The sequence below is a fragment of the Nonomuraea fastidiosa genome (assembly GCF_042751225.1).
Taxonomy (GTDB): domain Bacteria; phylum Actinomycetota; class Actinomycetes; order Streptosporangiales; family Streptosporangiaceae; genus Nonomuraea; species Nonomuraea fastidiosa.
This window is the reverse complement of sequence record NZ_CP170570.1, coordinates 224,905-251,270: the sequence shown is the minus strand read 5'-3', so window position 1 is coordinate 251,270 and position 26,366 is coordinate 224,905. Positions and strand designations below refer to the sequence as shown.

General features: G+C 70.6%; 21 protein-coding genes and 3 tRNA genes. 14 read left to right on the top strand and 10 right to left on the bottom strand.

All coding sequences use genetic code 11. The features are described from left to right. Positions 1-25 precede the first annotated feature (25 nt). Positions 26-655, top strand: a complete 630-nt coding sequence (locus ACFMQL_RS01145) for an alpha-ketoglutarate-dependent dioxygenase AlkB (protein WP_364066320.1) — start codon at positions 26-28, stop codon at positions 653-655. 135 nt (positions 656-790) lie between these two features. Here the strand turns inward: ACFMQL_RS01145 and ACFMQL_RS01140 are convergent, their stop codons facing one another. Then, entirely contained in the window at positions 791-1,669 is an 879-nt protein-coding gene (locus ACFMQL_RS01140) for a D-alanyl-D-alanine carboxypeptidase family protein (RefSeq protein ID WP_378784199.1), read from the bottom strand. Between the two features lie 323 nt (positions 1,670-1,992). Further along, on the bottom strand, positions 1,993-3,171 hold the full coding sequence (locus ACFMQL_RS01135; protein WP_378784198.1) for a glycosyltransferase family 4 protein: 1,179 nt from the start codon (positions 3,169-3,171) through the stop codon (positions 1,993-1,995). A gap of 284 nt (positions 3,172-3,455) precedes the next feature. Between ACFMQL_RS01135 and ACFMQL_RS01130 the strand changes: the two genes are divergently transcribed. Beyond that, complete coding sequence (locus tag ACFMQL_RS01130) at positions 3,456-4,430, top strand: LacI family DNA-binding transcriptional regulator (protein ID WP_364066703.1); 975 nt, start codon at positions 3,456-3,458, stop codon at positions 4,428-4,430. 118 nt (positions 4,431-4,548) lie between these two features. On the opposite strand, the gene ACFMQL_RS01125 is transcribed toward ACFMQL_RS01130, so the two are convergent. Continuing rightward, the gene (locus ACFMQL_RS01125) at positions 4,549-6,045 is read right to left on the bottom strand and encodes an alpha-N-arabinofuranosidase (RefSeq protein ID WP_364066314.1); all 1,497 of its coding nucleotides are present in this window, start codon (positions 6,043-6,045) and stop codon (positions 4,549-4,551) included. Between the two features lie 303 nt (positions 6,046-6,348). Here ACFMQL_RS01125 and ACFMQL_RS01120 point away from each other — a divergent pair, with 303 nt between their 5' ends. From ACFMQL_RS01120 to ACFMQL_RS01110, 3 genes are read left to right on the top strand one after another with little or no spacing between them, the layout of a single operon-like run. After that, entirely contained in the window at positions 6,349-7,683 is a 1,335-nt protein-coding gene (locus tag ACFMQL_RS01120; protein ID WP_364066311.1) for an extracellular solute-binding protein, read from the top strand. Then, on the top strand, positions 7,680-8,600 hold the full coding sequence (locus tag ACFMQL_RS01115; protein WP_378784196.1) for a carbohydrate ABC transporter permease: 921 nt from the start codon (positions 7,680-7,682) through the stop codon (positions 8,598-8,600). The genes ACFMQL_RS01120 and ACFMQL_RS01115 overlap by 4 nt, the downstream gene beginning before the upstream one ends. After that, entirely contained in the window at positions 8,597-9,430 is an 834-nt protein-coding gene (locus ACFMQL_RS01110; protein ID WP_364066307.1) for a carbohydrate ABC transporter permease, read from the top strand. Before ACFMQL_RS01115 ends, ACFMQL_RS01110 begins: the two co-directional genes overlap by 4 nt. A gap of 382 nt (positions 9,431-9,812) precedes the next feature. Here the strand turns inward: ACFMQL_RS01110 and ACFMQL_RS01105 are convergent. From ACFMQL_RS01105 to ACFMQL_RS01090, 4 genes are all read right to left on the bottom strand, one after another. Then, a tRNA-Val gene (locus ACFMQL_RS01105) sits at positions 9,813-9,887 on the bottom strand. Between the two features lie 4 nt (positions 9,888-9,891). Beyond that, positions 9,892-9,962 (bottom strand) — tRNA-Cys (locus ACFMQL_RS01100). Positions 9,963-9,981: 19 nt separating this feature from the next. Then, a tRNA-Gly gene (locus ACFMQL_RS01095) sits at positions 9,982-10,053 on the bottom strand. Positions 10,054-10,095: 42 nt separating this feature from the next. Continuing rightward, positions 10,096-10,731, bottom strand: a complete 636-nt coding sequence (locus ACFMQL_RS01090; RefSeq protein ID WP_378784195.1) for an ACT domain-containing protein — start codon at positions 10,729-10,731, stop codon at positions 10,096-10,098. An 83-nt stretch (positions 10,732-10,814) separates the two neighbouring features. On the opposite strand from ACFMQL_RS01090, the gene dusB reads away from it, so the two are divergent. Beyond that, entirely contained in the window at positions 10,815-11,927 is a 1,113-nt protein-coding gene (gene dusB / locus ACFMQL_RS01085) for a tRNA dihydrouridine synthase DusB (RefSeq protein ID WP_364066302.1), read from the top strand. 117 nt (positions 11,928-12,044) lie between these two features. On the opposite strand, the gene ACFMQL_RS01080 is transcribed toward dusB, so the two are convergent. After that, positions 12,045-13,199, bottom strand: a complete 1,155-nt coding sequence (locus ACFMQL_RS01080) for an ROK family protein (RefSeq protein ID WP_364066299.1) — start codon at positions 13,197-13,199, stop codon at positions 12,045-12,047. Positions 13,200-13,370: 171 nt separating this feature from the next. Here ACFMQL_RS01080 and ACFMQL_RS01075 point away from each other — a divergent pair, with 171 nt between their 5' ends. The 8 genes from ACFMQL_RS01075 to ACFMQL_RS01040 all read left to right on the top strand — a co-directional run bounded on the left by ACFMQL_RS01075 (position 13,371) and on the right by ACFMQL_RS01040 (position 23,007). Then, the gene (locus ACFMQL_RS01075) at positions 13,371-14,690 is read left to right on the top strand and encodes a glycoside hydrolase family 36 protein (protein WP_364066297.1); all 1,320 of its coding nucleotides are present in this window, start codon (positions 13,371-13,373) and stop codon (positions 14,688-14,690) included. Beyond that, positions 14,687-15,631 carry a sugar ABC transporter permease gene (locus tag ACFMQL_RS01070; RefSeq protein WP_364066295.1) on the top strand — a complete coding sequence of 315 codons (945 nt, stop codon included), beginning with the start codon at positions 14,687-14,689 and terminating at the stop codon, positions 15,629-15,631. The genes ACFMQL_RS01075 and ACFMQL_RS01070 overlap by 4 nt, the downstream gene beginning before the upstream one ends. A gap of 7 nt (positions 15,632-15,638) precedes the next feature. Beyond that, positions 15,639-16,280, top strand: a complete 642-nt coding sequence (locus ACFMQL_RS01065; protein ID WP_378784194.1) for a carbohydrate ABC transporter permease — start codon at positions 15,639-15,641, stop codon at positions 16,278-16,280. Next, positions 16,208-16,465: a hypothetical protein gene (locus ACFMQL_RS01060; RefSeq protein WP_378784192.1), complete on the top strand. Its 258-nt coding sequence runs from the start codon at positions 16,208-16,210 to the stop codon at positions 16,463-16,465. The genes ACFMQL_RS01065 and ACFMQL_RS01060 overlap by 73 nt, the downstream gene beginning before the upstream one ends. Positions 16,466-16,506: 41 nt before the next feature. Beyond that, a complete protein-coding gene (locus tag ACFMQL_RS01055; protein WP_378784189.1) occupies positions 16,507-17,853 on the top strand; it encodes an ABC transporter substrate-binding protein in 1,347 nt (448 codons plus the stop codon). An 8-nt stretch (positions 17,854-17,861) separates the two neighbouring features. Further along, a complete protein-coding gene (locus tag ACFMQL_RS01050; RefSeq protein ID WP_364066288.1) occupies positions 17,862-19,403 on the top strand; it encodes an alkaline phosphatase D family protein in 1,542 nt (513 codons plus the stop codon). Between the two features lie 137 nt (positions 19,404-19,540). Then, positions 19,541-21,385 carry an NPCBM/NEW2 domain-containing protein gene (locus ACFMQL_RS01045; protein ID WP_378784187.1) on the top strand — a complete coding sequence of 615 codons (1,845 nt, stop codon included), beginning with the start codon at positions 19,541-19,543 and terminating at the stop codon, positions 21,383-21,385. A gap of 14 nt (positions 21,386-21,399) precedes the next feature. Continuing rightward, positions 21,400-23,007 (top strand): beta-N-acetylhexosaminidase, encoded by a 1,608-nt coding sequence (locus ACFMQL_RS01040; protein WP_378784185.1) that lies wholly within the window; start codon positions 21,400-21,402, stop codon positions 23,005-23,007. 85 nt (positions 23,008-23,092) lie between these two features. On the opposite strand, the gene ACFMQL_RS01035 is transcribed toward ACFMQL_RS01040, so the two are convergent. Both ACFMQL_RS01035 and ACFMQL_RS01030 read right to left on the bottom strand, forming a co-directional pair. Then, entirely contained in the window at positions 23,093-23,596 is a 504-nt protein-coding gene (locus ACFMQL_RS01035; protein ID WP_378784182.1) for a DUF2087 domain-containing protein, read from the bottom strand. 239 nt (positions 23,597-23,835) lie between these two features. Further along, a complete protein-coding gene (locus tag ACFMQL_RS01030; RefSeq protein WP_378784179.1) occupies positions 23,836-26,334 on the bottom strand; it encodes a DEAD/DEAH box helicase in 2,499 nt (832 codons plus the stop codon). Positions 26,335-26,366: the final 32 nt, after the last annotated feature.

Genomic DNA, 26,366 nt, shown 5'->3' with positions numbered 1-26,366 from the left:
TGAAGAGTGACGTAGACTCGGCTTCATGACAGCCGCGTTCCAAGCATCTTTGCTCTCCTTCGGCGAGGAGCTCGGGCTCGGGCCGCTGGCGGGCGCCGTCCGCCGCACTCACCTCGGCCACGGCGCCTGGATCGACCTGCGGCCGGGCTGGCTGAGCGGCGCCGACACGCTGTTCGAGCGGCTGGCCGAGCAGGTGCCCTGGCAGGCCGAGCGGCGGCGCATGTACGACCGCGTCGTCGACGTGCCGCGCCTGCTCGCGTTCTACGGCGAGGGCGAGACGCTGCCCGACCCGGTGCTCGACGACGCCCGTCGCGCGCTCGACGCCTACTACGGCGAGGAGCTGGGCGAGCCGTTCCGCACCGCCGGGCTCTGCTTCTACCGCGACGGCCGCGACAGCGTGGCCTGGCACGGCGACACGATCGGCCGGGGCAGCACCGAGGACACCATGGTCGCGATCCTCTCGGTCGGCGACCCGCGCTCGCTCATGCTCCGCCCGCGCGGGGGCGGGCCCTCCATCCGCCACGACCTCGGCCACGGCGACCTCATCGTGATGGGCGGAAGCTGCCAGCGGACGTGGGAGCACGCCATCCCCAAGACCAACCGGCCTGCCGGGCCCCGCATCAGCATCCAGTTCCGCCCCCGAGGCGTCCGCTGACCCCTTCAGGTCTATGCGGGCTGCGGTCCTTCGGGATGGGCTGTTGCAGGCTCCCGCGAGTCCGTCGGTCCCGCACGTCGGTCCTTGGGCGGTCGGGGGGTGCGGTGTTCCTCGGCGGGTACGTGAGTGCCGGGGTCAGGCGCGTCGCTGGGCGGCGCCCCAGTCGAGCAGGTTCTCGGCGGTGCTGAAGCGGCGGCTGGAGCTCGACTCGTCGAGCAGCACGCCCACCAGCAGGCGGCCGTCGCGCTCGGTCGCGAACGCCAGGCAGTAGCCCGCCGCCCGGGTGAAGCCCGTCTTCAGGCCGATCGCGTCGGTGTCGCCGATCAGGCGGTTGGTGTTGCGCCACAGGTACGAGCGGTGCTCGTCATTGGCGTCGACGTAGTGCCGGCGGGTCCCGGCGACCTTGCGGATGAGCGGCACCTTCAGCGCGGCGGCGGCCAGCACGGCCTGGTCCCTGGCCGTGGAGTAGCCGTCGCCCCTGGGGGTGGGCAGGCCGTCGGCGTTGACGTACTCGGTGTCCTTCAAGCCCAGCTCGCGGGCGGTGGCGTTCATCTTGGCGACGAAGCCCTTGACGCCGGGTCCGTACGTGCGGGCCAGCGCGTGTGCGGCGTCGGCCCCCGAGGGCAGCATCAGGCCGTACAGCAGCTCGCCGACCGTGAGGCGGTCGCCGGGCCGCAGGCCGGCGGTGGTGCCGCCGCCGTCCTCCGCGTACTCGACGTCCGCGGCCGTGATCCGCACCACGTCGGTGGGCTTGGCGGTCTTCAGCACGACGTAGGCGGTCATGGTCTTGGTGAGGCTGGCGATCGGCATGCGCTTGTCGCCGGCCTTGTCGAGCAGCACGTCGCCGGAGCTCGCGTCCATCAGGTACGCGGCCCTGCCGTAAACGGCGGGGGCGTCCGGGTTGAGGGCGGGAGCCAGGTTGGAGGAGGCCTCGGTGACGGCCGCATTGGAGGTCGCGGTGGTGGCCTCGGCGGGCGCCGTGAGCCCCGTGACCAGGGCAAGTGCGCCTGCCATGGCGGTCAGAAAAACTTTCCGGTCACGCATGCGGACAGAGTGCCGCCCTCTTGGGCCTGCTTTTGCCGAAATGAGGCAGATTTTGTGCAGACTCATCCGGAAACCCCGATATTTCCGGGGAAAAGGGAAGGTAAATCTTTTCGGGGAAAGCCGTGGGGTAGCCGCTCAGCGGGCCATAAGAGGCCACCGGGAGGCCGGTGAGCGGGTCGGGCCGGGCTGTGAGGGGAGCCGGTGAGCGGGTCGGGCCGGGCTGCGAGGGGAGCCAGGTCAGCGGGTCGGGCCGGGCTGCGAGGGGAGCCGCCGGGCCGTTCAGGCCACTCCGCTCAGCGGCTCGGCCAGAACGTGTCCGAGATCCGTTCGCCCGCCGCCAGCTCCGAGAACAGGTCCTCCCACAGCGGCATCACGTGCTCGGCCGCGTACGCCCGCGAGGTCTCCTGCGCCTCCTTGCCCATGCGCACCCGCAGCTCGCGGTCGCCGATCAGCCGGTTCAGCGCGGCGGCGAACGCGTCCACGTCCTCCGGCGGCACCAGCAGGCCGTCCACCCCGTCGGTCAGCACGTCGCCGGGCCCGGTCGGGCAGTCGAACGCGACGACCGGCAGCGCATGCGTCATCGCCTCGATCATCGTCATGGGCAGGCCCTCGTACCGGGAGCTGAGCGCGTACAGGGACGCCCCGGCCAGCTCCTGGTGCATGCGCGCGGTGTGGCCGGGCAGCGACACGTGCTCGCCGAGCCCGTACTGCTCGATGAGGCCCGCCAGCTCTCCTTGGCGTGGTCCGGCGCCGAAGATGCGCAGCCGCCACTGCGGATGCTCGGCCACCACCCGCGCGAACGCCTTGATCAGCAGATCGAACCCCTTCTGCGGCACCAGCCGCCCGGACGCGATCACGACCGGCTCGGTGTGCCGGGACCGCTTGCGGTCGGCCCTCGCGACGGCGTTGGGGATGCGCACGATCGGGGTGCCCGGCAGCAGGCGCTGGTAGTCCTGCATGTTGGCCCGCGTCAGCACCGTGACCGCGTCGAGCGCGCCGTAGTGGCGGGCGATCTCCTTGCGGATCGTCTCGGGGTACGCCGACAGGTTCATGTGCTCCTGCGCCACCTTGATCACCGGCTTGCGGGCGCGGCGGGCGGCGACCAGGCTGAGCGCGGGCCGGCTGGTGACCAGGACGCCGTCCCGCAGCCCCGAGCAGTACTCCATCGCGGCCCACTCCACCCGCTCGGTGAAGTACCCGGCCGCGAACTCGCCGCGCGGCACGACCTTGCCGCGCACCCGCCGCCACGCCCTGCGGGCCAGCGAGTCGGGCCGCAGGCCGGCGCGCTGATCGACCAGAGTGGTGACGGTGATGCGGGGATCGACGGCGAAGTGCAGGCGGTCGCGGCGGCGTACCAGGCTGACCAGCTCGACGTCGTGCCCGGCGGCGGCCATCGCGTTCGCCTGGTTGACCACGGTCTTGACCGTGCCGCCCACCCCGTACGCGTCGAGCATGAGGTAGCGGATCCTCACCGGCCGCACCTCCCGGCGGGGGCAGGGCCCGGACGCCGGGGCGCGCCTCGTGTCAGGGCCGTGACCAGCGCGTTGTCCATCTTCCTCGGCACGTTCATGCGGAAGAAGATTACTGTCCGTTCCTGGCAGTTAGCTGAGAACGTCCGGCCGGCCACCGATCAAGCGCCCTGACGACACCCTTGACGCGACCGCTGAGATCGCGCGCTCGCCCGCCCGGCCTGTTAGCGTTACCGCTAAGGGGGTGAGCCGCGGTGAAAAGCAAGCCCGGCCGGCCTGCGGTGCTCATGGACGTCGCCGTGCTGGCCGGTGTCTCCACCATGACCGTCTCGCGGGTGCTCAACACACCCGATCGCGTCCGCGCCGAGACCAGGGCCCGGGTCCTGGCCGCCGTGCGCGAGCTGGACTACCGCCCCAACCAGGCGGCCCGCCAGCTCGTCACCGGGCGCTCAGGTGTGCTCGGCGTGGTCAGCATCGACACCACGCTCTACGGCCCGGCCACGACGCTCTACTGCATCGAGCAGGCCGCCAGGAACGCCGGCTACAACGTCAGCATCGCCAGCCTCAGCTCGCTCAACCGCACCTCCATGGAGGAGGGCCTGCAGCGGCTGCGCACCCAGGGGGTCGACGGCGTGATCATCGTCGCGCCGCACGAGTCGGCCGTCAACGGGCTGCGACACCTGCCTCCCGAGATGCCCGTCGTCGCGGTCGACGCCGCCGACGACATCCCCGTCCCGGTGGCGAAGGTCGACCAGGTCGCCGGAGCCGCCCGCGTCACCCGCCACCTGCTCGACCTCGGGCACCACACCGTGTGGCACGTCGCGGGCCCGGCCGACTGGCTCGACGCCAACGGCCGCATCGACGGCTGGCGCGGCGTGCTGGAGTCCGCGGGACGCCCGGTGCCCGGCGTGCTGCGCGGCGACTGGAGCGCGCGCTCCGGCTACCAGCTCGGCCGCCGCCTGGCCGAGGAGCCCGACCTCACGGCCGTGTTCGTGGCCAACGACCAGATGGCGCTCGGCGTGCTGCGCGCGCTGCGCGAGGCGGGCAAGCGGGTGCCCGAGGACGTCAGCGTGGCGGGCTTCGACGACATCCCCGAGGCCGCGTACTTCTGGCCGCCGCTGACCACCGTCCGCCAGGACTTCCGCGAGGTCGGCCGGCACGCCTTCCACATGCTGCTCGACCGCATGGCGGGCGCGGAGCCCGAGAGCCGCCGCCTGGTCGAGCCGGAGCTCGTCGTCCGCGACAGCACCGCCCGCGCCTGAGCCCGGCACCCGCCTGTCCGGGGCTGGGGAACGCCCGGCCGAGCCGGCGCCCGCCCAGAGCCAAGCGGCTCAGGCGGGCATCAGGCGGATGGCTCCACGAGGTCGTCAGGCGGATGGCTCAGGAGGTCGTCAGGCGGATGACGTTCCAGGAGACCGGCGGCAGCAGCACGCGCAGCGGTTCCTGCTCGACGTCCGGGTTCGGCCTGGGCGCCACCCGGTCGGGCTCGTCGGCGGTGTTGCGGGCGTAGACGTCGGGGTCGGTCATCGTGGTCGCCTCGGCCACCCGCACCGCGCCCAGCGCCCGCGCGTCGATCTCCAGCGACAGCGGCCCGTCCATCGACCGGTTGACGGCGAACAGCGTCGTGCCGTCCTCGCCGTGCGTGGCCACCGCGTGCACCAGCGGCACCTCGCCGTACGCCTTCGTCTCGTAGACGGGGGAGACCGGCTCCACCCGGAGCACGTCGCCCGTGGCGTACCGGGAGGTCTGCGCGAACGGGTGGAACGTCGTCTGCCGCCAGGCCCGCCCGCCCGGCTCGGTCATGATGGGCGCGATCACGTTGACGAGCTGGGCCAGCGACGCGGCCGTCACCCGGTCGCTGTTGCGCAGCAGCGTGATCAGCAGCCCGCCGAACGTCACCGCGTCGGCCAGGTGGTAGTGGTCCTCCAGCAGCCGCGGGGCGACCGGCCAGTCCTCGGGGGTGCCGGCGTCCTTGAAGCGCGACTGGTACCAGACGTTCCACTCGTCGAAGGAGATGTTGATCCGCTTGCGCGACTTCAGCCGCGCCCCGACGTGGTCGGCGGTGGCCACGACCGACGAGATGAAGTACTGCATGTCGGTGTCGCTGGCCAGGAAGCTGCCGAGGTCGCCGTCGCGCTCTTCGTAGTAGGCGTGGCAGGAGATGAAGTCGACCAGCTCGTACGCCTCCTCCAGCACCTCCGCCTCCCAGGCGCCGAACGTGGGCATGCTGGAGCTGGACGAGCCGCACGCCACCAGCTCCAGCGACGGGTCCACCATGCGCATCGCGCGGGCGGTCTCGGCGGCCAGCCGGCCGTACTCGCGGGCGGTCTTGTGCCCGGTCTGCCAGGGGCCGTCCATCTCGTTGCCCAGGCACCACATCCTGATGCCGTGCGGCTCCTTGGCGCCGTTGGCGACGCGCAGGTCCGACAGGGCCGTGCCGGACGGGTGGTTGCAGTATTCGAGCAGGTCGAGCGCCTCGGCGATGCCGCGCGTGCCGAGGTTGAGCGCCATCATGGGCTCCACGCCGGCCTTGCGGCACCAGCGGACGAACTCGTCCACGCCGACCTCGTTGGTCTCCGTGCTGTGCCAGGCCAGGTCGAGCCGGCGGGGCCGCTGTTCCTTAGGGCCGATGCCGTCCTCCCAGCGGTAGCCGGAGACGAAGTTGCCGCCCGGGTAGCGGACGGTGGACACGCCCAGCTCCCTGGTCAGCTCGAGCACGTCACGCCGGAAGCCGTCGTCGTCGGCCAGCGGATGGTCCGGCTCGTATATGCCGGTGTAGACGCACCGCCCGAGGTGCTCCACGAACGCGCCGAACGTGCGGCGGCGTACGGGGGCGACCTTGAAAGCCGGGTCGAGAGTGATGGTGGCCTGGTGCACGGAGGCGACTCCCTGATATTTCCGTGACGTTACGCGTTTCCCGATTGTTAGCGTTATCAACGTCCCAGGTCAAGAGCGGGAAAGCGGTTGCCCGCTGGGTCTTGACAGGTTTCTTGTTACCGCTAACACTCGGGTAACCCCGCTGAAACGCGGGGCACGCGCGGCGGCCTTCCGCGACCCGGACGGCCCGCCATGTCCGCCTCCGCGCGGAGGCGCCGCTCGGCTGCCCTGAATCCTTCTTTCGTCGCCAGAACTGTCAGCACTGTCAGCGAAACAACCCGGTGCAAGGAAGAGGCCCATCCAGTGCACGGTCCCCCTGACATCAACCGCCGGCACCTTCTAGGCGGCGGCCTCGCCCTCGTCGCCGCCGCAGCGTCGGGATGCGCGCTCCCCGTGGGGTTCGGCTCCTCCCAGACCCGCATCCGGTACTGGCACTTCCTCGGCGCCAGCGACGGCATCACGATGAACGGGATGGTCCGGGCGTTCGGCAAGGAGCACCCGGACATCTTCGTCGAGGAGAACGTGCTCCAGTGGGGCGAGCCCTACTACACGAAGATCGCCATGGCCGGGGCCGGCGGGCGCTCGCCCGACCTGGCCACGTTCCACCTTTCCCGGCTGGCCGGCATCGGCGCCGGGCGCATCCTGGACCCGATCAACCTGGACCTGCTGGCGGAGGTCGGCCTCAAGGCCGCCGACTTCAGCCCGCCCATCTGGCAGCGGGCGCACCTCGACGGCGTGCTGTACGCCATCCCGCTCGACGCCCACCCGATGGTGCTCTACTACAACACCGACATCTGCGAGAAGGCCGGGCTGCTCGGCGAGGACGGCAAGCTGCGGCCCACCACGGGCGTGGACGAGCTGATCGCCGCGCTGACCAAGGCCAAGGAGGCGATGGGCGGCAAGCCGCCGCTCACCATGGACGCGCTCGGCCTGGGCACGGTGGGCCCCTGGCGAGTGTGGTGGACGCTCTACTCGCAAAGCGGCGGCGCGCTGCTGACGCCCGACAACACCGCGATCGCCATCGACGACGCCAAGGCCCTGGACGCGCTGCGGCTGATGCAGCGGCTCGGCACGGAAGGGCTGTGCGACCCGCGCACCGACTACGGCGCCTCCGTCGCCAAGTTCACCAACGGCGAGGCGGCGTTCCTGTGGAACGGCGACTGGGAGACCACCGGCCTGAAGGAGCGCGGCACGCCGTTCAGCATGACCCGCTTCCCCAACGTCTTCGGCACCGGCGCGGCGCAGGCCGACTGCCACGCGTTCGTCCTGCCCCACCAGCGCAGCCGGGACCCCGAGATCGAGCGGGCCACCTACCGCTTCATCGCCTACCTGGTCAAGAACAGCGCCGACTGGGCGGTCGCCGGGCACGTGCCCGCCTACCTGCCCGCGCTCGAAGAGCCCGACTACCTGGCGCTGCACCCGCAGTCGGAGTACCGCTCGGTCATCACGGAGGTCGCGCTGGACCCGCAGGTGTGGTTCACCGGGTCGGCCTCGCGCCTGTGGATCGAGTTCGGCGGCGCGTTCTCGCCCGTCCTCAGCGGCGAACGCAGCCCCGAGGACGGCCTGGCCGCCGCCAAGGCGGCGCTCGACCGGCTGATGACGGCCCCGAACCCCTTCCCCGCCGAGGAGCGCTCATGACCGCCACCGTCGCGCCTCCCGCGAGCGCCGTCGCCGCCGTGAAATCGAAGGTCCGGCGCGGCTGGACGGAGCACGGCCTGCTGTTCGTGGCCCCGTTCCTGCTCATCTACACGATCTTCCTCATCTGGCCGACGCTGCTCGGCTTCAAGATGAGCATGTCCAGCGTCAACGTCGCCGGCACCAACGACCACTTCATCGGCTTCGCCAACTACGCCGAGGCGTTCGCCGACCCGCGCATGTGGCGCTCGCTGTGGAACACGCTGGTCTTCACCGTGCTCAGCACGATCCCGCTGGTGCTGCTCGGCCTGGCGCTCGCGCTGCTGGTGCACCACCTGCGCTTCATGCAGTGGCTGTGGCGGCTGTCGTTCTTCGGGCCGTTCCTGCTGCCGTCGGCCGTGGTGTCGATCCTGTGGCTGCAGATGATCTACCCGCCCGAGTACGGCCTCATCAACGGCACGCTCGGCATCGACATCGTCTGGCTGGGCGATCCGTCGATGGCCATGTGGTCGGTGGTGCTGACCACCGTGTGGTGGACGGTCGGCTTCAACTTCCTGCTCTATCTCGCCGCGCTGCAGTCGATCCCGCAGCACCTGTACGAGGCCGCCTCGATCGACGGCGCCGACGCCTGGGACAAGCTGCGCTCGATCACCCTGCCGCTGCTGCGCCGCACCACGGCGCTCATCGTGGTGCTGCAGCTGGTGGCCTCGCTGAAGGTCTTCGACCAGATCTACCTGATGACCGGCGGCGGCCCCGAGGACGCCACCCGCTCCATCATCGAGTACGCCTACGACATCGGCTTCACCGGCTACCGCACGGGCTACGCCTCGGCCGTGTCGTACATCCTGTTCGTGATCATCGTCATCGTCTCCCTGGTGCAGCTCCGGCTGTTCCGCAAGCGCGAGGAGGCCGCGTCGTGACCAGGCGGTTCAGCTTCAGCCAGTTCGTCCTGCTGGTCGCCGCGCTGGTGCTGGCGGTCCTGTGGCTCGCCCCGATCGCCTGGGCGGTGGCCACGTCGCTCAAACCGGAGTCGGAGACCACGAAGCTGCCGCTGGAGTGGTTCGGCAGCAGGATCACGTTCGAGTCGTACGAGCTGGTGCTCGGCACCGGCGGCATCGTCAAGTGGGCGGTCAACTCGACGGTCACCGCGGTGGTGGTGACGTTCATGACCGTGCTGTTCTCGGCGATGGCGGCCTACGGGTTCGCGCGCACGCAGTTCAAGGGGCAGCGGGTGCTGCTCGGGATCATCCTGGCCGGCATCATGGTGCCGCCGCAGGTGCTCATCGCGCCGCTGTTCGCCGAGATGGTCGCCTTCGGCCTGGTGGACACCTGGTGGGCGATCATCCTGCCGCAGGTGGCCGCGCCGCTGATCGTCTACATCCTGGTGAAGTTCTTCCAGGACGTGCCGGAGGAGCTCGAGCAGGCGGCGTTCGTGGACGGTGCCGGGCGGTGGCGGGTGTTCTTCACGATCGTGCTGCCGCTGTCGCGGCCGGTGCTGGCGGCGGTGTCGATCTTCACGTTCATCAACACCTGGAACAACTTCCTCTGGCCGTTCCTGGTCTCCACCGACCCGAACACGATGACGCTGCCGGTGGGCCTGGCGAACGTCGTGCAGGGCACCTTCGGCCTGCGGTACGCGCAGATCATGGCCTCGGTGGTGCTGGCCGGGCTGCCGCTCCTGGTCGTGTTCGTGCTGTTCCAGCGGCAGATCATCCGCGGCGTCGCGCACACCGGCCTCGCCGGCCAGTGACCTCGCCCGCGGGCCCGCGTCGGCCAGTGACCTCGCACGCGGGCCCGCGTCGGTAGGTGACCTTCGACCGCCGGACGCCTCGCCACGCCGTGATGCGCGCCCGCGGAGACCTTGCGGGTGGTCGGGGTGTGCGGCCTTGGGGGTCGTGAGCGCGCTCCCGCGGAGGTCTCGTGCACGGCCCCGTCGGGCGCCTTGCGCACAGCGCCCCGTCAGGCGGTGGCGAGCGCGCCCGCGGAAGCCCCGCGCACGGCTTTCCGTCAGGGGCGCCTCGCGCGCGGACCCGTTCGACGTGGTGGTGAGGTGCGCTCGGGAAGGTGCCTTGCGGACAGTGAGGCGCACACACGCGAAAGCCCCCGGCCAGACGGCCGGGGGCTTCGTCACGTGGTGGACGATACTGGGATTGAACCAGTGACCTCTTCCGTGTCAGGGAAGCGCTCTCCCGCTGAGCTAATCGTCCATCGAGGTGGCGACGGGATTTGAACCCGTGTGGACGGCTTTGCAGGCCGCTGCCTCGCCTCTCGGCCACGCCACCGAGGTCAAACCCCTCTCCGAGCGGAAGACGGGATTCGAACCCGCGACCCTCACCTTGGCAAGGTGATGCTCTACCCCTGAGCCACTTCCGCGCTGTTGCGTGGTTAACAATAGCGCGTTTTCGGACCGGATGCTTACTTGCGGAGCTGGCGGGCCACGCTTCGCTCGGTCGCCGGGAGGCTCAGGAAGATCTCCAGGATCCGCGTGAGCCGGTGGACCTCGATGCGGTGGAAGGCCGGGCCCTCGCTGCGGCCGAGCAGCAGGGAGAGCGCCAGCGGCGGCAGCGGCGCGTGGATCAGGTGGGGGCCGCCCTCGATGGTCAGCGCCGTCGGCCGGGCCTGCACGTCGGCGGGGAGGGTGAAGTCTTCGGGCGCGCGCCAGCTCGCGTACACGATGCGGCCCTCGGCGGCGGTGGCCGCCCAGTCGGCGCTGAACAGCACCGGCAGCGAGTCGATCAGCGTGGTCAGCGCGCGGTCGCCCGCGGTGGTGATGTATTTGAGTATCTCCAGCTCGGGGTAGGTGCCCGGCGCCTCGCGTGTGGGCCAGATGCCGTCGACGCTCACGCCGTCGATGCTCTCCAGGGATTTGGCCAGATCTTGCCTGGACGTGCTCTCGGGGCTGAAGATCGTGATGTCGTCGACCGCCCGGCCGTCGCCCCTGTCGAGCACGGTCACCTGCGTGATGTCGGCCCCGGCGGCGCCCAGGGCCTTGGTCACCTGCGCCAGCGAGCCCGGCCTGTCGGGCAGCGTGAGGCGTACGCGAAGAAGCATCCATCCCCCTCAACCGACGATGCTGATCACAGACTATCGGGCGGAATACCGGTTACGGCCTGACCTGCGCTACAACTGACGGGGTGAAGATTGGGCCGATCGGGGTGTGGCCCCCGGTGGTGCTGGCGCCGATGGCGGGCATCACGAACGCGCCGTTCCGGGTGCTCTGCCGGGAGCAGGGCGCGGGGCTTTTCGTCTGCGAGATGATCACCACGCGGGCCCTGGTCGAGCGCCATCCGAAGACGATGCGGATGATCAGGTTCGCCGAGTCGGAGCGGCCGAGGAGCATCCAGCTCTACGGCGTCGATCCCGTCGTCGTCGGCAAGGCGGTCCGGATGATCGTGGACGAGGACCTCGCCGACCACATCGATCTCAACTTCGGCTGCCCGGTGCCCAAGGTGACCCGGCGCGGGGGCGGGGCGGCGCTGCCGTACAAGCGGAACCTGCTGCGGCGCATCCTGCGCGAGGCCGTCTCCAACGCCGGGCCGCTGCCCGTGACGATGAAGATGCGCAAGGGCATCGACGACGACCACCTGACCTACCTCGACGCCGGACGGATCGCCGCCGACGAGGGGGTCGCGGCGATCGCGCTGCACGCCCGCACGGCCAAGCAGCACTACGGCGGCGTCGCCGACTGGGAGGCCATCGCCCGGCTGAAGGAGGCCGTGCCGGAGATCCCCGTGCTGGGCAACGGCGACATCTGGTGCGCCGACGACGCGCTCGCGATGGTGGCGCGCACCGGCTGCGACGGCGTCGTGGTCGGGCGCGGCTGCCTCGGGCGGCCGTGGCTGTTCAAGGACCTGGAGAACGCGTTCAACGGCAGCGCCGAGCGGGCCCGCCCGACGCTGGGCGAGGTCGCCGACGTGATGGCCCGCCACGCCCAGGGGCTGGTGGAGAGCTTCGAGACCGAGCGCTACGCGATCGCCGACTTCCGCAAGCACATCGGCTGGTACTTGAAGGGCTTCACGGTCGGCAGCGAGCTGCGGCGCGAGCTCGCCACCGCCCAGTCGCTCGACGCGCTGCGCGAGAGCCTGGCGAAGCTGGAGCGCGACCAGCCGTGGCCGCCCAACACCGACACGCCGCGCGGCAAGTCGGGGGAGCGGCCGAAGGTGCACCTGCCGGACGGATGGCTCGACGACCCGTGGGACTGCCCGATCCCCGAAGGCGACGCCGAGTCCGATATCTCCGGCGGCTGATCCGGCCAGGCCGAAGCCGAACTGACCCGGCCCCGCTGCTCCGGTCCGGCCGGCCCCGTCCTGAGGCTGCCCGATGCGGCTGAACGGGCCCCCGTGCCGTTCAGCGCGTGACCGGAGTCAGCGGGTGACCGGGAGCGGGCCCGCGTCGGGCGTGAAGAGCTGCTCGTCCAGGTGCTCGACGGCGTAGTCGATCGCGCCCGCCACCACGCACTCGTCGCCGAGCGCCGACGCGCGCACCTCGGGCAGCCGCATGCAGCGCCGCTCCAGGCGGTCGCGCAGCCGGTCGAGCAGCACGTCGGCCGAGCGGGAGAAGCCGCCGCCGAGCACCACCATCTGCGGGTCGAGGATGAGGACCATGGCGGCGGTGCCCACGGCGAGGTCGTCGACGTAACGCTCGACGGCCTCGATCGCGACCGGGTCGCCGTCACGGGCGGCGGCCAGCGTGTGGCCGGCCGCGTCCTCCGGCGGCGTGCCGGGCGGCACGGACGCGCACCGCTGCAGGTGCTCGGGAGCGTCGAACCAGCGCGCCTCCTCCAGCATGGAGATCTCGCCGGCCGCCGCGCCGAAGCCGCGGTGCACCTTGCCGCCGATGATGAGCCCGGCGCCCATGCGCCTGCCGACGTGCAGGAACACCACGTCCTTCGCCCCCTTGGCCACGCCGCGCCTGGTCTCGGCCATGGCGGCCAGGCGGCTGTCGTTCTCGATGAGCACCTGGCAGGGGAACATCTCGCGCAGCTTGCCCGCCAGGTCGAGATCGCGCCATGCGGGCACGGCGGCGGAGTAGACGACGTGGCCCTCGACGTCGATGACGCCGATCGTGCCCGCCGAGATCGTCCACACGTCGGAGATCGCCGTATGGCTGAGCGTCAGGCACCCGGAGACGGCCTGCTCGATCGCGGACAGCCTTTCATCGAGCGGCGCGTCGGGCGCGACCGGGCGCCGGGTCTCGGCGAGTATCCGCCCGTCGAGGTCGGACACGGCGGCGCGGATGTTGTGACCCCCGATGTCCACGCCCACGAGGTAGCCGCTGTCGGCGCGGAACCGGTAGCGGCGGGCAGGACGGCCCATCGTGCCGGGGCTCGGTGGCACCTCCTCGACCCAGCCGAGCGCCATCAGCTCGTCGGTGACCTCCTTCATCGACGGCCGGGACAGGCCGGTGCGCTCGGCCAGCGCCGACAGGGTGAGCGGCCCGGCGCCGCGCAGCGCCCTGATGGCGGTCAGGGTGTTGAGCTGCCGCAGCCGGGACAGGTCGCCGCCGCGTAGGTCCGCCATCAACCGTCCTTAATGTAGGTGTCCTCTGTAAGGCGCCATTATGCCAGCTCGTCAGCACCCGTGTAATTCGGCGGCCTCCCATGGTGCAGGAATCGGAGCATTGACCCTCTGTGAGAGCCGGTGCTACTAATGAAGTGCTCCTTCGTAAGTTGCTGAGGAAGTGAGAGCCCCATGCCGTTCGCGGACGTCGGCGACGTCAGGTGCCGCCCTCAAGACGCTCGGATCTTCGAGCACGGCTGGCAGTCCTGGAGCCCCACGGGCCGGTACCGCTGGACCGACGCGCCGCCCCGGGCGGCCACCGAGACGATCCAGATCCTCGCCTACCGGCCGGAGACCCCCGTCCCCGACGGCGTCTTCCAGGGCGAGGGGCTGCTCGCCATCGAGCCGGACGGCGGCGAGAGCGGGGTGGTCGAGCTGTGGTCGGCGCCCGGCCCCGAGCAGGTGCCCTCCATCAGGGTCCGCGAGGAGGGCGGCCGGCTGGTCGTCTCCGCCGACGGCCCGGTACGCCACCACCGCTACGAGGGCGGCCTCGACCGGGCGTTACGTGCCTGGGCCGACGAGATGGCGCGCGGCCACGCGCCGGAGCGTTTCCCCGCCGTCCCGCCCATGTGGTGCACCTGGTACGGCTACTGGGACAAGGTCACCGACACCGACGTCATCGACAACCTCATGCTCTGCGAGCACGAGGGGGTCGGCGCCGAGATGATCCTCATCGACGACGGCTACGAGGCCGAGATCGGCGACTGGCTGGAGGGCAGGCCCGGGTTCGGCTCGCTCCGGCGGGCCGTGGACGCCGTCACCGAGGCCGGCCTGCGGACCGGGATCTGGACCGCGCCGTTCCTCGTCGGCCACCGCAGCCGCATCCACCGCGAGCACCCCGACTGGCTGGTGGGCGGCGCGTACGCCGGCCACATGTGGAACCAGGAGCTGGCCGTCCTCGACGTCACCCACCCCGAGGCCGCCGAGCACCTGGTGAACGTCTTCCGCACGCTGGCCGGGATGGGCATCAGCCACTTCAAGCTCGACTACATCTACGCCGGGGCGCTGACCGGGCGGCGGCACGAGGACATCGACCCGATCGCGGCGTACCGGCTGGGCCTGGAGCTCATCCGCAAGGGCGCGGGACCCGACACCACGCTGCACGGCTGCGGCGCGCCCATGCTGCCCAGCATCGGGCTGGTCGACATCATGCGGGTCAGCCCCGACATGGCCCCCACGCTGCTGCCCAAGTCCGGCGACATCAGCCAGCCCTCCCAGCTCGGCGCCCGGCTCACCGGCGCGGCCCGCGAGTTCCTGCACGCACGCTGGTGGGTGAACGACCCCGACTGCATCATCCTGCGGCCCGAGGTCGAGGCCAGGGAGGAGTGGGCGGCCCACATCGAGGCCACGGGCGGGCTGCGCGGATCCAGCGACCCGATCGCGGCGCTCGACGAGTGGGGCCTGGAGACGACCAGGCGGCTCATGGTCCCGACGGCGACGGACCCGTCATGACCAGCGGCACCGCGCAGCGCCGTGTCGCCGGTGCCGCCGGCCTGGCCCGCCGAGCCGAACGGCCGCCCCGCAGGCGGGGCCGCTGGCACCCGTACCTGTTCATCGGGCCGAGCCTGTTCGGGGTGGTGGCGTTCCTGCTGCTGCCCATGGTCATCGTCATCGTGCTCAGCCTGTTCGACTGGGAGCTGCTGTCGGCGCCCGAGTTCGCCGGTCTGGACAACTACCGCAGGCTGATCGGCGACGGCGAGACCTGGCACTCGCTCGGCGTCACCGTCGGCTACGTGCTGCTCAGCATCCCGCTGCAGACCGTGCTCGCCCTGGCGCTCGCGCTGCTGCTCGACCGCAAGATCACGGGAATGCGGTTCTATCGCGCGCTGTTCGTCGTGCCCTGGATGGCCACGCCGATCGTGCTCGCCCTCATCTGGAGCTGGATCTTCGACCCCCGCGACGGCGCGATCAACAGCGCGCTCGCGATGATCGGCATCACCGGGCCCGACTGGCTGTCCGACCCGGCCTGGGCGCTGCCCGCCGTCGCCCTGGTCAGCGTCTGGCAGTACACGGGCTACAACATGCTGTTCTTCCTGGCCGGGCTGCAGGGCATCCCCAAGGAGCTGCACGACGCCGCCGCCATCGACGGCGCCACCTCGGCCCAGCGGTTCTGGCGGGTGACGCTGCCGCTGCTCAACCCCACGATGTTCTTCGTCATGGTGACGAACATGATCGGCGCGTTCCAGGTGTTCGACACCGTCTACGCGATGACCGCGGGCGGCCCGAGCCGCAGCACCGAGGTGCTCAACTTCCGCATCTTCGAGACCGCGTTCAAGCAGTTCGACTTCGGTTACGCCGCCACGCTGTCCACGCTGCTCTTCGTGATCATCTTCCTGGTCACGGTGGCGCAGGTCAGGTTCTTCGGCAAGCGCACCACCTACGACCTGAGCTGAGGCCGTCATGACTCCCATCACCGCCAGGATCCGGCGCGCCCTGCTCTATGCCGTGCTGGTCGCGGGCGCGTTCATCTCCGTCTTCCCGTACCTGCTGGTGCTGCTCACCGCGTTCAAGACGCAGGCGCAGCTCAGCTCCACCGCGCCGTGGCTGCCCGGCCTGCCGCCGACCACGGACAACCTGGCCACCATGCTGTCCGGCGACTTCCCGCGCTTCATACTCAACACCGCGATCATGACGGCGGTGCTGACCGCCGGGCAGCTCGTGTTCACCACGTTCGCCGCGTACGCGTTCGCCAGGCTCCGCTTCCGCGGCAGGGACGTGCTGTTCTGGCTGTTCGTGGCCACGATGATGGTGCCGAGCGCGGTGACCATGATCCCGCTGTTCCTCATCATGCGGGAGCTCGACCTCGTCAACACCTGGTACGGCCTGCTCATCCCGTACGTGCTCGGCACCCCGTACGGCATCTTCCTGATGCGGCAGTTCTTCAAGACGCTGCCCGCCGGCCTGGAGGAGGCGGCCAGGATCGACGGCGCCGGGCCGCTGACGATCCTGCTGCGCGTCCTGCTGCCGCTGTGCCTGGCGCTGTCGGCACCCTCGCCATCATCACGATCATCTCGTCCTGGAACAGCTTCCTGTGGCCGCTGATCATCACGAGCGGCGACGAGACCAAGGTGATCACCGTCGCGATCGCCACGCTCAAGGACGGCATCGGCGTCGACTACCACCTCATGATGGCCGGCAGCCTCATCGCGCTGGCCCCCATGGTCGTGATCTTCATCTTCTTCCAGAAGTACATCGTCAGGTCGGTGGTCCTCACCGGCCTCAAGTGAGCCTGCTCCGGCAGGCGCAGACCGCAAGAAGAGGTCAGCGAATGCTGAAGAACCCCCCGATTCGCTGCGCGTTGCTCGCCAATGTGCTCGTCAAAGGGCTCGCCACCACACTCGCCTCCGTGCTCGCCCTGTCCGCATGCGGAACGGGCGGGGGAGACGGCGGCGGCGACGGCGGCGGCGAGAAGGTCACCTTGACCTACCGGCTCTGGGACGACCAGCAGAAGGTGGGCTACGAGAAGGTGATGGCGGCCTTCGAGAAGGCCAACCCGGACATCGACGTGCGGATCGAGCTGCTGCCGTACGACCAGTACTGGACGAAGCTCACCGCCGACGCGGTCGCCGGCACCGCGCCCGACGTGTTCTGGATGACCCCCACCCAGTTCCCCGAGTACGTCACCAAGGGCGTGCTGGCCCCCGTCAAGGTGGACACCGCCAAGTACCACCCGACGGTCGCCGCCTCCTTCGAGTACGAGGGCAAGATGTACGGCGTCCCGAAGGACTGGGGCATCGTCGGCCTGCTCTACAACAAGGACCTGTTCAAGAAGGCCGGCGTGGAGATGCCGGACAAGCTCACCTGGGCCGCCGACGGCTCCGGGACCCTGCTGGAGACGGCGCGCAAGCTGACCGTGGACGAGGCGGGCAAGCACCCCGGCGACGCCGGGTTCGACCCGGACAAGGTCGAGACGTACGGCTTCGCGTCCTGGAACCACTACCAGACGCAGTGGATGAACTGGATCGCCTCCAACGGCGGCAAGCTCGTCGACAAGCCGTTCGGCACGTACGTCTTCAACGACGCCGCCTCCGTGCAGGCCCTGCAGTTCGGCGTGGACCTGGTCAACAAGCACCACGTGTCGCCGCCCGCCACCCAGACCAACCCGCCCACCGGCAAGGTCACCGACATGTTCAAGGCGGGCAAGATCGCGATGTTCCCCGCCAACAACGCGCTGCTGCCGTTCGTGGCCCCGGAGTCGACGTTCGAGGTGGGCGTCGCGCCCATGCCCAAAGGGCCGCAGGGCCGCGCGGTCAACCTCAACGGCCTGGCCGAGGCCGTCTACGCCAAGAGCAAGCACCCCGAAGAGGCGATGCGGCTGGCCACCTGGCTCGGCACCCAGGAGCCCCAGAAGATGATGGCCGACGAGGGCTACGTCTTCCCCGCGCTCACCGGCCTGGAGCGGGGCTACGTGGACTTCTGGAAGGCCAAGGGCATCGACGTCACGCCGTTCGCCGAGGAGGCGAAGGGCACGACCTTCCCCCTGCCGATCACGACCGGCTTCACCGGGTTCGAGACGAAGCTCAACCAGATCTTCAACGAGATGTATCTCGGAAAACTCTCTCCGCAACAGGCGGCCGACCAGGCTGTCGCCGAAGGCAACGCCACCGTCAAGTGAGGACCCCCATGATCACCCGGCGTGCTCTTTTCGCCGGGGGCGTCAGCCTGGGCATGTCCGCCGCGCTGGGGGTCACCCCCGCGCGTGCCGCCCGCCGCGCCCCCATCTCCGACCCCTTCCAGCTCGGCGTCGCCTCCGGCGAGCCCACCCCCGACGGCGTGGTCCTGTGGACCCGCCTGGCGATGAACCCGATCGCGCTCGACGGCCGCGGCGGCATGCCCGACCGGCCGGTGACCGTCGAATGGCAGCTCGCCGAGGACGAGAACTTCCGCAAGATCGTGAGAAGCGGCGCCGAGACGGCCCTGCCCGAGTCCGCCCACAGCGTGCACGTGGAGCTGGAAGGGCTCAGGCCCGGCGCGGAGTACTTCTACCGGTTCAAGGCGGCGAACGAGCTGAGCCCCGTCGGCCGTACGCTCACCGCCCCCGCGCCCGGCACCAGGACGAGGGCGCTGAACCTGTCGTTCACCTCCTGCGCCGACTACCAGGCCGGCTGGTTCACCCCCTACCGGCGCATGGCCGAGGACGAGCCCGACCTCATCGCCTTCCTCGGCGACTACATCTACGAGTACGGCGACTACAAGTACCCCGTACGCGACCAGGCCGGCGGCGAATGCCTCGACCTGGCCGGCTACCGGCTGCGCCACGCCCAGCACAAGGCCGACCCGGAGACGCAGATGGCGCACGCCATCGCCCCCTGGGTCGTGGTGTGGGACGACCACGACATCGAGAACGCCTGGGCCGGCGACGTGCCCGAGCAGCCCGACCCGCCGTTCCTCGAGCGCCGGGCGGCCGCGTTCCAGGCGTACTACGAGAACATGCCGCTGCGCCGCGCCCAGAAGCCCGACGGGGCGTACCTGCACCTGTACCGCAGCATCCGCTGGGGCGCGGTCGCCAACCTGCACCTGCTCGACACCCGCCAGTACCGCGACCTGTACGCCTGCACCGGCAAGAGCGGCACGGTCGGCCCCGACTGCATGGAGCGCTTCGAGCCCAACAGGACCATCCTCGGCAGCGAGCAGGAGTCCTGGCTGGACAAGGAGCTGAAGGACTCGGCCGCCACCTGGGACCTGCTCGGCCAGCAGGTCTTCTTCATGGAGATGGACTGGACGAACGGCGAGGGCAAGGGCTACTCCAACGAGGGCTGGGACGGCTACGTCGCCTCCCGCAACCGGCTGACCGCCGCCATCGACACCTACAAGCGCAACGCGGTCGTGCTCACCGGAGACGTGCACTCCCACTGGGCCGGCGAGGTCAAGCGCGACTACCAGGACCCCGAGTCCAAGTCGGTGGCCGTCGAGCTGGTCACCACCTCGGTGACGAGCGCGGGCGACGGCCTGGACGAATACCCCGACACAACCGTCCTGCTGCAGGAGAACCCGCACGTCAAGTTCTTCAACGGCCGGCGCGGTTACGTACGGACCCGGATCACCGAGAGCGAGATGAAGGTCGACTTCCGCTCGCTGGCGCGCGTCACCGAGCCGTACGCCCCGGCCTACACCTCCGGCTCCTTCGTCATCGAGCCGGGCGATCCCACCCTCAACCCCGCCTGACCAGGAGCACCATGCGCATGCTCAAGACCGCTTTCACAAGGGTCGGGGCGGCCCTTCTCGCCCTGCCTCTGACGGCCGCCCTGTTATCCCCGCCGGAGGCCGCGGCGACCGCCACCGCACCGCTGACAGCGCCGCCCATGGGGTGGAGCACCCGCTCGCTCGGCTGCTCGGTCTCCGAGCAGTCCGTACGCCAGGCCGCCGACGCCATGGCGAGCCTCGCCCCGCTCGGCTACCGCTACGTCATCATCGACGACTGCTGGCTGGCCGCCCAGCGCAGCGGCGGCAAGCTGGCCCCCGACGCCACCCGCTTCCCCGGCGGCATCGCCGGCCTCGCCTCCTACCTCCACTCCAAGGGGCTGAAGCTCGGGCTCAGCCTCTCCGCCGGCACCACGGCGTGCTCGGGCGGCGGGCCCGGCTCGTACCGCAACGAGGCCGCCGACGCCGCCCAGATCAAGGCCTGGGGCGTGGACTACGTCAAGTACGACTGGTGCAACATCCCCACCGCCGACTTCCCCGGCAAGAACGTCCAGCAGATCGCCGAGGCGCTCTACCGGCCCATGCGGCAGGCGCTCGGCCAGGACATCGTGTTCGCCATGAACAACGAGGACGGCAGCACCGTCCCGTGGCTGTGGGGCAAGGACGCGGGCGCCACCACCTGGCGCACCAACGTCTACAACAAGCCCATCAACGGCACCTACCCCGACATGGTCGCCATCTGGGAGTTCAACCAGCTCAGAGCCGAGTACGCGGGCCCGGGAAGCTGGGCGGACCCCGACCTCGTCCAGGCCTGCCGCACCGGCATGACCGAGACCGAGCACCGCACCCAGATGACGCTGTGGGCCATGGCCGCCGCCCCGCTGATCCTCCAGACGCCCCCGCAGCAGGCGCCCGCGTCGATCGTCGCCAACCCCAAGGTCATCGCCGTGAACCAGGACCCGCTCGGCGTCCACGGCACGTTCGTCAAAACCGACGGCTGGTACCACGTGCTCGCCAAGCCCCTCGCGAACGGCGACCGGGCGATCGCGCTGTTCAACGAGAGCGACCGGGCGGCCGTCATCTCGGCCAGGCTCGGCAGCGGCCGCTACCGCGTGGAGGAGCTGTGGACCGGCGAGGTCTCCTCCACCACCGGCGAGCTGGCCGCCCAGGTGCCCGCGCACGCCGCCCGGCTCTACCGGGTCGCCGCGACCGACGCGGACGAGCAGGCGCCGCCGCTGGTCACCTTCGAGGCCGACCCGCAGAAGTTCCCCGGCGACGACCGGCCGTCCGTGCTGGAGCCCGGGGTGCCCGGCGAGATCGTCACCCGCGTCACCAACACCGGCGCCACCGCCGCGCTGCGCGACATCGAGGTGACCGCGAAGGCGCCCCAGGGCTGGACGATCGAGGCCGGCACCCCGGCCAGGACCGGCCTGCTGAAGCCGGGCAAGACGTTCACGGTCAGGTGGAACGTCACGGCGACCGCCCCGCCGGGCAGCTACGAGATCGAGTTCCGGCAGGGCGAGCGCACCGCCACCGCCGTCATCATGGTCGCCAAGGGGCCGGGGCCCGGCACGACGTACGTGAGCGACCTCGAATGGACGGCCGTCAAGAACCACTTCGGCCCCGTCGAGAAGGACACCAGCAACGGCGACCAGGCCGGAGGCGACGGCAGGCCCATCACCATCGAGGGCGTCCGCTACGCCAAGGGCCTCGGCGCGCACGCGCCCGCCGACATCGAGTACTACACCGGCGGCCGGTGCACGACCGTCCAGTTCTTCGCCGGCATCGACGACGAGGTGGGCGCGAACGGCTCGGCCGGGTTCGAGGTCTGGGCGGACGGCGGCCGCGTCGCCTACTCCGGCCTGATCACCGGATCGATGCCGGCCCGCAAGGTCACCGCGAACATCGAGGGCGCCCGATTCGTCCGGCTGGTCGCGACCAACGGCGGCGACAACGCCTACTACGACCACGTCGACTTCGCCGACGCCACCATCACCTGCACGTAAGGAGCCGCACGTTCATGATCGTTCCGAAGCCCGTCATGCAGGAGTCCAGGCCGGGGACGTTCGTCCTCGACGCCGGGACCTCGCTCGCGGCCGATCCCGCGCTGAGCGAGGTGGCGGCCTGGCTGCGCGGGGAGCTGGCCCCCGTCACCGGGGGCGAGCTGCTACCGGGTCCGGGCACGGAGTCGGGGGCGATCAGGCTGGTGCTCGGCGAGCTGCCGCCGGAGGCGTACCGGCTGAGCGTCGGGGAGCGCGTCGAGATCGTCGCGGGCGGTCCCGCCGGCGCCTTCTACGGCGCGCAGACGCTCCGGCAGCTGCTGCCCGCCGCCGCGTACCGCAAGGCGCCCGGCGGGCCGCTCGCCGTGCCGGGCACGTACGTCGAGGACGCGCCGCGCTTCGCCTGGCGCGGCTGCGTGCTCGACGTCGCCCGCCACTTCCTCACCAAGCACGAGGTGCTGCGCTTCATCGACCTGATGGCGCTGCACAAGCTCAACGTGCTGCACCTGCACCTCACCGACGACCAGGGCTGGCGGGTCGAGATCCGCCGCTACCCCCGGCTCACCGAGGTCGGCGCGTGGCGCAAGGAGAGCCAGACCGGCTGGAACGGCGCCATGGACGGCCGCCCCCACGGCGGCTACTACACCCAGGACGACCTCAGGGAGGTCGTGGCCTACGCCGCCCGGCGGCAGATCACCGTCGTCCCCGAGATCGACCTGCCCGGCCACACCCAGGCCGCCATCGCCGCCTACCCGGAGCTCGGCAACCTCGACACGCCGCTGGAGGTGCGCACCACCTGGGGCGTCGGCAGGAACGTGCTGAACGTCGAGGACTCCACGATCGCGTTCTTCCAGAACGTGCTGGAGGAGGTCCTGGAGATCTTCCCCAGCCCGTACGTCGTGCTCGGCGGCGACGAATGCCCCAAGGACCAGTGGAAGGAGAGCCCGGCCGCCCAGCGCCGCATCGCCGAGCTGGGGCTGCGCGACGAGGAGGAGCTACAGGGCTGGTTCATGCGGCAGTTCGGCGACTTCCTCGCCGAGCGCGGCCGGCGCATGGTCGGCTGGGACGAGGTGCTGGAGGGCGGCCCGCCGCCCGGCGCGATCATCGCGTCCTGGCGCGGCGAGCTGGGCGCGGTGGCGGCGGCCCGGCGCGGCCACGACGTCGTCAACTGCCCCAACACCTCCGTCTACTTCGACTACCGGCAGGGGCCGGGGGAGGACGAGCCGGTGCCGTTCGGGACGGTGCTGACGCTCGAGGACGTCTACGCCTTCGAGCCGATCCCGGCCGAGCTGCGCGGCGAACCGGCCGCCCGGCACGTGCTGGGCGCCCAGTGCGGCGTCTGGACCGAGCTGATCGACTCGGGCCGCCGGATCGACTACATGGCCTTCCCCCGGCTCGCCGCCTTCGCCGAGACCGTGTGGAGCTCCGAGGATCGCGATCTGCCCGGCTTCCTGCGCCGTCTTGAGGAGCACCTGCGCAGGCTCGACGCGATCGGCGTGGAGTACCGGCGGGCCGAGGGTCCGCTGCCCTGGCAGACCCGGCCGGGCGTGCCCGGCAGGCCCGAGTCGCCCGAACGGTGGCAGGCCAAGCTGGACGCCTGGACGAGCAGGCTGCGCGCGCTGAGCTGACGGCAGCAGGCGGCGTGGTCGTGCGTCTTGGGAGGCACGCCGGCTGCCGAGCGCCCTGCGGCGGCCCTGAGGACGTGAGAACCCGTCAGACGTCCACGGGGCCGCCGCTGCGCCAGTAGACGTTGCCCTCGCGGGACAGCAGCCCCTCGTCCACCAGATAGCGGCGCAGCGCCGCGTAGTCGTCGTGGAAGGCCCGCAGGGCGACGTCGACGTCCTTCTCGGGGTAGCGCACGCCCGGCTCGAAGACGCGCGAGACGTAGCGCAGCACGATGAGCCGCTTGTCGCGCCGCATCGCCAGCGTCGTCAGCCGCCCGTCCACCAGGAACGTGCGCAGCACCCGCTCCTCCTCGCTGAGCCGCTCGGCCGGCTCGGCGTGCGAGCGCAGCAGCTCGCGGAAGCGTTCGGGGGTGGCGCGCCACTTGCCGCTCTCGTCGCACGCGGCCAGCCCGCCGGCGGCCAGCTTGCGCAGCGCCTCGGGCGACCGGCACTCGGGCAGGCCGAGCACCAGGGAGGCGAAGGCGGTCAGGGTGTCGTTCTGGTAGAGCAGCCCCAGGACGCGGCGGATCTCTTCGTCGTTCACCTCCCTCATTGTGGTGAACGGCCCGCCCGCACCGCCACGCGTTATCGCCCAGGCGCCAGGCGTGTCCGCACGGCCACGGGCCGCTGGATACCGGGAATGTCACGATCTTGCGACACGACCATGACGAATCTCCGACGTTTTCCGGCCGACACTGAAGGTGACAGGCCGGTGCCGGGACGCCCGTTGCCAGTCCGTTCCGGCACACGGCTTGTTCTTTCTCCGCCTCCCATCGGGTGACCCCGGCGGCGTTACAGCCGGTTGAGACCCTGCACGTGCAGGACCGCCCGGCCCTCCTCGTCGGAGGCGGCCAGATCCACCTCGGCGTCGATGCCCCAGTCGCCGTGACCCTCGGGGTCCCTGATCGTCTGGCGCACCTTCCAGACGCCGTCCTCCTCCTCGATGCGCAGCAGCGCGGGGCCGCGCGCGTCGGCGTCGGTGAGGATCTCCTCGTGCTCGTCGTAGTACGCGTCGAGCGCCGCACCCCAGTCGACGTCGGGAGCCAGCTCCTCCAGCTCCTCCTCCTTCTCCAGGGCGCACAGCTCGACCAGCCGGAACATCGCGTTGCGCACCAGCACCCTGAAGGCCCGCGGGTTGCCGGTGACCGGCCGCACCTTGGTCTCCAGCTGCTGCTCCTCCTCCAGCGCCGCCGCCGGGTTGGTCAGCTTCTCCCACTCGTCGATCAGCGACGAGTCGACCTGCCGCACCATCTCGCCCAGCCACTCGATGAGGTCGACCAGGTCGTCGGTCTTCAGGTGCTCGGGCACCGTACGCGACAGCGTGCGGTAGGCGTCGGCCAGGTAGCGCAGCACCGTGCCCTCGGAGCGGGCCAGCTCGTAGAACTGGATGTACTCGCTGAACGTCATCGCCCGCTCGTACATGTCGCGCACCACCGATTTCGGGCTGACCGTGTAGTCGGCCACCCACGGGTGCCCGCGCCGGTAGGTCTCGTACGCGCCGAGCAGCAGGTCTTCGAGCGGCATCGGGTACATGACCTCGGCCAGCCGCTCCATGCGCTCTTCGTACTCGATGCCGTCGGCCTTCATCTGCGCCACGGCCTCGGCCCTGGCCTTCTTCAGCTGGGCCGACAGGATCTGGCGCGGGTCGTCGAGGATGGACTCGACGATCGAGACCATGTCCAGCGCGTACGACGGCGACTCGCGGTCGAGCAGGTCGAACGCCGCCAGCGCGAACGTCGACAGCGCCTGGTTGAGCGCGAAGTCCTCCTGCAGCTCGATCGTCAGCCTGGCCCGCCGCCCCTGCTCGTCGGGCTCGGGGAACTGCTCGACGATGCCGCCGGCGAGCAGCGACCGGTAGATCGCGATGGCCTGGCTGATGTGCCGCCGCTGCCATTTGCGGTCTTCGTGGTTGTCGGTCAGCAGGTGCTTCATCGCCTGGAAGCAGTCGCCAGGACGGTTGATCACCGCGAGCAGCATCGCGTTGCTCACCTTGAACCGCGAGGTGAGCGGCTCCGGCTCGGCCTCCTGGAGCTTGACGAACGTCTCCTCGCTCCAGCCCACGAACCCCTCCGGCGGCTTCTTGCGGGCATAGCCGCGCCGCCGCTTGGGGTCGTCGCCGATCTTGGCGAGCGCCCTGGCGTTCTCGATCTCGTGCTCGGGAGCCTGGCAGGCGACGTAGCCGATGGTGTCGAAGCCCGCGCGCCCGGCCCGGCCGGCGATCTGGTGGAACTCGCGGGCGCGCAGCCTGCGCACCTTGTTGCCGTCGAACTTCGACAGGGCCGTGAACAGCACCGTGCGGATCGGCACGTTGACGCCGACGCCGAGGGTGTCGGTGCCGCAGATGACCTTGAGCAGCCCCGCCTGGGCCAGCCGCTCCACCAGCCTGCGGTACTTCGGCAGCATGCCGGCGTGGTGGACGCCGATGCCGTGGCGCACCAGCCGCGACAGCGCCCGGCCGAACCGCGTGGTGAAGCGGAACCCGCCGATCATCTCGGCGATCGCGTCCTTCTCCTCGCGGGTCGCCATGTTGATCGACATCAGCGCCTGGGCGCGCTCCATCGCCGCGGCCTGCGTGAAGTGCACGACGTAGATCGGCGCCTGGCCGCCCTCGAGCATCTCCTCGATCGTCTCGTGCAGCGGCGTCATCCGGTACGAGTAGACCAGCGGCACCGGCCGCTCGGCGTGCTTGACCACCGCGGTCTCCCGCCCGGTGCGGCGGGTCAGGTCCTCCTTGAACATCGTGACGTCGCCGAGCGTGGCCGACATCAGGATGAACTGCACCTTCGGCAGCTCCAGCAGCGGCACCTGCCAGGCCCAGCCGCGGTCGGGCTCGGCGTAGAAGTGGAACTCGTCCATCACGACCTGGCCGATGTCGGCCTCGGCGCCGTCGCGCAGCGCCACGTTCGCGAGGATCTCGGCCGTGCAGCAGATGATCGGCGCGCCCGGGTTGACGCTCGCGTCGCCGGTCATCATGCCGACGTTCTCGGTGCCGAAGATCGCGCACAGGTCGAAGAACTTCTCCGACACCAGCGCCTTGATGGGGGCCGTGTAGAACGTGCGCTGGTCGCGGGTCAGCGCCGTGAAGTGGGCGCCGGCCGCCACCAGCGACTTGCCCGACCCGGTCGGCGTGGCCAGGATCAGGTTGTTGCCGGAGACGACCTCGATGAGGGCCTCTTCCTGAGCGGGATAGAGGGTGAGCCCCCGCTCGGCGTTCCACGCGACGAACGCGTCGAAGATCTCGTCGGGATCGGCGTCGATGTCTTCGGGCAGGCGGTCAACGAGAAGGCTCACACCCCTATCCTGCCGAAGTTCACCCGGTGCTC